Consider the following 3,742-nt stretch of genomic DNA (forward strand, 5'->3'; position numbering starts at 1 on the left):
TCGGGCGGCGGGCCGTAGCGCACCAGGGCTTCGACCTGCTCGAACGGCACCCATTTCACGCCCACCACTTCGGGGTCGGTGGGGTCAATTTCACCGTGAAAAGTCGCCGTGAAGCGGGCAAATGTCGCAAAACATTCGTTGCGCGTTCCGGTCAGCAGTTCGCCTTCGAGCAGGCTGACGAATTCGAGGTTGCTGACGTGCAGGCCCGTTTCGACCAGCACCTGCCGCACGGCGGCGTCGGCCAGCGTCTCGCCCGCGTGGGCCTTGCCGCCGGGCAGACCGTAGAAGATAGAGCCGTCGTCCATCCGTTCCTCGACCAGCAGGAGTTCCTGGCCGCGCACCAGATAGACGTGGGCGGCCCGCTTGATGGGCAGCGTGCGCGAAAGATTCATGTCGGCGCAGGATAGCGCCTGTGCGGGCCTCAGCTTTTCTGAAGGCCGCCCTTAGCCATGCGGGGGCGCGGGCACTCTACTCTGCCGGGCATGACCCGCAACGATGAAGAACGCAACACGGTACCCGCAGACAACACGGTGCCCGGCGAAGTGGTGGACGAAGGCACCACGGGCGAACTGCTTCAGGAAAAGATGGTGGCCGAGGACATCCTGCGCGAGAATGCCGACGAGAGCGGCAACGTCAACGATCAGCCCGGTTTCGACGACGGGCGTCTGGGCGGCCACGACGGCGAGGACCGCCAGGGCGAACCCAACAACCGCCTGGGCAGCGACCTGAGCGGCGAGGCCGAGGGCGGCGAAGGCATCAGCCGCAGCGGTGGCGTGGACGGCGGCCCCGAGCGCAAGACGCCGCTGCCGGGGTGAAGGCACTAAGGGCAGAGAGCAGAACGTAGGAAAAGAGAAAAAAGCCTGGGCTGATGCTCAGGCTCTTTTACTCTCGACTCTCTACGCTCAACCCTTCACTCCGTAAAGAGTGGCAGGTGTCCCAGCGCCGTCACCTCGGGGCGCTCCTGCCCTTCGGTGAAGACGGCGACCACCGCCGCGACCTCGGCCCCGACCTCGTCCAGAATCTCGGTGATGGAGTGCAGCGTGCCGCCGCTCGACACCACGTCGTCCACGATGGCGACCTTGCGGCCCCGCAGCTTTTCCACGTCGAAGCCGTCCAGCACCAGCAGTTGCGGCTTGCCCGTCGTGATGCTCACCACTTCGCGGGCGACCGGGTCGTGCATGTAAGGCTTTTGCGTCTTGCGAATCACGATGTAGGGCTTGCCCGATTCACGGCTGATGACGTGCGCCAGCGACACGGCCTTGACCTCGGGCGTGACCAGCACTTCCACTTCGGGGGGCAGTTTGGCGGCGAGCGCCTTGCCTGCCGCCTCGGTCACTTCGGTGTCGCCCAGCATGTTGAACAGGGCCACGCGCACGCCGCCGGGAACTTCCATCAGGGGCAGTTCGCGGGTCACGTCGCCCACCTGTACTGTGTACGTTTTCACCGCGTCAGTGTAGCGCCGCCCTTCCCCGAGCGTCCGTTAAACTGAAGTTCGGTTGGGGGCCGCCTGCGGGCAGCCTGCCGAGGACGATGGAGCTGGAGGGGGACGGCTCCGCTGCAATTCGGGAAGACCTGGCCGCTGCCCAAGTGTTGCGGAGGCAGCACACGGCGTTTGCGCCCGCGTTGTGTTTTGATGGAGGAACGATGCCTGTACCCTGTTTGCCCGCTTATTTCCGTCGTCTGTCTGGGGGTGGTCCGTGACCCTCGCCGTCCTGTTTCCCTTCCTGATGGCGGCCCTGTGTGCTCTGCTCGGCCCGCGCCTGGGTCGCCGCACCGGGTATCTGGCGGCCCTCGCCTTCGTGCCCGCGCTGCTGCTGATTCCCCGGCTGCTGGCGATGCCGGACGCCGCGCCGCTGCGTGAAGTCACGCCCTGGGTGCCCGACCTGGGGCTGAACCTGGTGTTCCGGGGCGACGGTTTTTCGCTGCTGTTCGCCGTCCTGATCGGTGTGATCGGCACGCTCGCCACCCTGTACTCGGTGGCGTATCTGGCGTCCACCGAGAAATTCGGGCGCTTTTATCCGTACCTGCTTGCCTTCGGCGGCTCCATGCTGGGGCTGGTGCTGAGTGACAACCTCGTGGCCCTGTTCGGTTTCTGGGAAATGACCAGCGTGACCAGTTTCCTGCTGATCGGGCTGTGGCACACCCGCAGCGCGGCGCGGGACGGGGCGGTGAAGGCTTTTCTGGTGTCGGCGCTGGGCGGGCTGGGGTTGCTGGCGGCTGTCGCCATGCTGTCCATCGCGGGCGGCAGCACCAACCTGTCGGAACTGAATCTGACGGCGGTGCGCGAGTCGCCGCTCTTTGTGCCCGCGCTGCTGCTCACGCTGCTGGCGGCCTTCACCAAGTCGGCGCAATTGCCCTTCCACCTGTGGCTCCCCACCGCGATGGAAGCGCCCACACCTGTGTCGGCTTTCCTCCACTCGGCCACGATGGTCAAGGCGGGCGTGATGCTGGTTGCCAAGTTCGGCCTCATTTTCGGCACGTCGGCGCTTTGGTCGGGCATCATCGTGCCCCTGGGCCTGGCGACGATGGCCTGGGGGTCGTGGCTGGCGCTGCGCCAAACCGACCTCAAGGCGCTGCTGGCCTACTCCACCGTGTCGCAACTCGGCCTGCTGATGAGTCTCTACGGACTGGCCGACGCGGATGGGCGCTTTGCCGCCACCGCGCACCTGCTCAACCACGCGGCGTTCAAGGCGGCGCTGTTTTTCGTGGTGGGCATCATCGACCACGAAACGGGCACCCGTGAGATTCCTTACCTGCAAAACCTGCGGCGCAAGTTGCCCGTCACCTTCGTCATCGCGCTAGTGGCGACCCTCAGCATGGCGGGCCTGCCGCCGCTGGGCGGGTTTATTTCCAAGGAACTGTTCTACGAGAACATGCTGCATGCTGGCCCCCTCTACATCGCTGTGGCGGTGCTGGGCAGTGCGCTCACTTTCGCCTACTGCGCCCGGCTGCTGAGCATCTTCTTCAACCACCGCATCGGCCTGACGCCCACGCAGCGCGAACTGCGGCACGACACGGTCAAGGAGCACATTCACGAGGCGCCGCCCAGCCTGACCCTGCCCGCTGGTTTGCTGGCACTGGCGGCCCTGGTGCTGGGGCTGTGGCCTCAGGGGGCCGAAGCGCTGACCCGCACCGCCCAGACCGCGCTGAATTTCGGGGAGTACCACGGGCACCTGGGGCTGTGGCACGGCGTCACGCCCGCGCTGCTGCTGACCTTCCTCACCTGGGCCATCGGGGGGCTGCTGGTGTGGCAGGCGCCGCGCTTTTCGCTGCTCCAGGGCCGCCTCACCCCGCTGTGGAACGCCAACACCGTCTACTACACGCTGGTGCAGGGCCTCAGCACCTTCGCCAGTGGGCTGATTGCCCGCACGCAGGGGCTGGCACTGCCTGACCAGATGCGAATTTCGTTGCTGGCGGCGGGGCTGATGGGTGGATACGCGGTCTGGCGCTCGCCTCAGGTCTTCCACAACATCGGCGTGGTGCCGCTGGCCATCGTGCCCATCGCCGTGCTGTTGGTGGCGGGCGCGGTGGGCGTGCTGCTCTCGCGCAACCGGCTGACGGCGGTGGTCGTCACTGGCCTGACCGGGTTCGGCAGTGCCGCCGCCTTCCTCGCCTTCCGTGCCCCCGACCTCGCGCTGACGCAACTGCTGGTCGAGGGGGTCACGGTCATCCTGTTCCTGCTCGCCTTCCGCTACCTGCCGGGGGTGCGTGACCTGCCGCGCACGCGGGGCCGCCTCCTGCT

The 3,742-nt window shown here is 66.6% G+C and carries 4 protein-coding genes; 2 read left to right on the forward strand and 2 right to left on the reverse strand.

All coding sequences use genetic code 11. The features are described 5' to 3' along the window. A partial coding sequence (locus Q4C89_RS01655; RefSeq protein ID WP_303100870.1) for an NUDIX domain-containing protein occupies nucleotides 1–392 on the reverse strand: 392 nt, incomplete at its 3' end. Between the two features lie 90 nt (nucleotides 393–482). On the opposite strand from Q4C89_RS01655, the gene Q4C89_RS01660 reads away from it, so the two are divergent. Next, entirely contained in the window at nucleotides 483–815 is a 333-nt protein-coding gene (locus Q4C89_RS01660; RefSeq protein WP_303100871.1) for a hypothetical protein, read from the forward strand. 95 nt (nucleotides 816–910) lie between these two features. Here the strand turns inward: Q4C89_RS01660 and Q4C89_RS01665 are convergent, their stop codons facing one another. After that, nucleotides 911–1,444 (reverse strand): phosphoribosyltransferase family protein, encoded by a 534-nt coding sequence (locus Q4C89_RS01665; RefSeq protein ID WP_303100872.1) that lies wholly within the window; start codon nucleotides 1,442–1,444, stop codon nucleotides 911–913. Nucleotides 1,445–1,697: 253 nt separating this feature from the next. On the opposite strand from Q4C89_RS01665, the gene Q4C89_RS01670 reads away from it, so the two are divergent. Beyond that, nucleotides 1,698–3,742, forward strand: a 2,045-nt coding sequence (locus Q4C89_RS01670; protein WP_303100873.1) for a proton-conducting transporter membrane subunit, incomplete at its 3' end; no start/stop codon positions are given.

Origin of the sequence: Deinococcus sp. (assembly GCF_030523985.1) — a bacterium.
Taxonomy (GTDB): domain Bacteria; phylum Deinococcota; class Deinococci; order Deinococcales; family Deinococcaceae; genus Deinococcus.

What these genes read in the sequence shown, in the direction of transcription:
- Q4C89_RS01660 (WP_303100871.1), top strand. Translation starts at nt 483, where the DNA reads ATGACCCGCAACGATGAAGAACGCAACACGGTACCCGCAGACAACACG.